This is a genomic window from Psychroflexus salarius, assembly GCF_900129035.1.
Classification (GTDB): domain Bacteria; phylum Bacteroidota; class Bacteroidia; order Flavobacteriales; family Flavobacteriaceae; genus Psychroflexus; species Psychroflexus salarius.
In genome coordinates, this window is the sequence record NZ_FQTW01000036.1 from 1 (window position 1) to 1,672 (window position 1,672).

The 1,672-nt window shown below is 42.8% G+C and carries 1 protein-coding gene; it reads right to left on the reverse strand.

Going from position 1 to position 1,672, the window contains the following annotated elements:
• Nucleotides 1–1,672, reverse strand: a 1,672-nt coding sequence (locus tag BUB82_RS11605) for a BspA family leucine-rich repeat surface protein (RefSeq protein WP_143185699.1), incomplete at both ends; no start/stop codon positions are given.

Genomic DNA, 1,672 nt, shown 5'->3' on the forward strand with positions numbered 1-1,672 from the left:
TGAATATCACCCCACTGCACCACGGTCTGAAGCTTTACAGCATTAGCTGCATCAGTCTGTTGCATCCAAGGGAAAGTACCACGAATACTCACCGTATAAGTGCCTGCTGCTGCATAGCTGTGGCTTGGGTCCGGATCATCGCCGGTAATGGTCTCGATAGTGCCATCGCCCCAGTCTATCGTGAAATCAAAATCGGTAATGTCTGCTCCGCCGCCGGTTGGGATGGTGATGTTTTCATTAGAACTGGTGGTTTGCCAGGTGGTGACAAAGGGTGCAAAATCACAATCTACTGCCGAACCGCCATCATTAATCGTCCAGTTATTATTATCTATAATACTCTGGCGGGCCTCTGCGGCGGCGCAAGAGTACATGGCATCTAAGTTCATCGTCATGCCATCTACTAAGTCTAACTGGCTCCAAGCTTGCAGTAAAGCATCGTAGTTTTCTTGTGAAAAGGCTGTACCGGTTAAAAAGTCGTTAAAGTAAGCCGACTGCGATACATCCCAACTGCTTAAGTCTTGGTTAAAAGCTGTAGCGCCATCAAACATATAATCCAAATCAGTTACCTGTGATACATCCCACTGGTCTAAAGGTTGATTAAAGGACGTTGCATTCACAAACATCGCGTAGATTGATGGGCCATGCGATACATCCCAAGCTATGTACTCTTCTGGAGCACCTTCATTAATCACTTTAGTGTTGATGTTTTGATTAAAGGCACTGGCTCCTCTAAACATATAGACCATATCATTTACATTATTGATATTCCACGTACTAATGTCTCCATTGAACGCTGATGCACCATCGAACATACCATACATCTCAGTAACATTCGATACATCCCAATTATCTAAAGATTGGTTAAAAGATGAAGCATTAGAAAATGTTACCAACATAGTTGTAACACTAGATACATCCCAAGCTACATACTCTTCTGGAGTACCTTCATTGATCACTTTAGTATTGATGTTTTGATTAAAGGAAGTAGCGTCAAAAAACATGTAATTCATATTTTCTACACTACTAAGATCCCAGTTACTGATGTCACCATTAAAACTGCTGGCACCTCTAAACATATAAGATAAGTCAGTGACATTGGTTAAGTCTGGAATATCAGTCGCATTGTAAGTCATATTCGATGCATGTCCAAACATCTCTTTCATACTTTCCCATTGGATATCGCCCCATTGCTCTACGCTTTGAAGTTTGCCTGCATTTGCTTCACCACTACTCCACAAATTCATCCATGGAAAAGTCCCGCTAATACTCACCGTGTAGGTTCCTGCACTTGCATACATGTGAATAGGGTCAGGATCATCGCCAGTGATGGTCTCTGTAGTGCCATCGCCCCAGTCTATCGTAAAATTAAAATCGGTAATGTCTGCTCCGCCACTTGTTGGGATGGCGATGTATTCATTAGAACTGGTGGTTTGCCAGGTGGTGACAAAGGGTGCAAAATCACAATCTACTGCCGAACCCCCATCATCAATCGTCCAGCCATAAGTATCTATAATACTCTGGCGGGCATCTGCAGCGGCGCAAGAGTAGGTAGTTTCACCGAAGTTAGGCGAAAGACTGTTTGTTAATTCTAATTGACTCCAAGCTTGTAACAAAGCATCGTAATTAGCTGTAGATAGACTCATTACAAAACGCCCTAATCCAAATTCTTCTA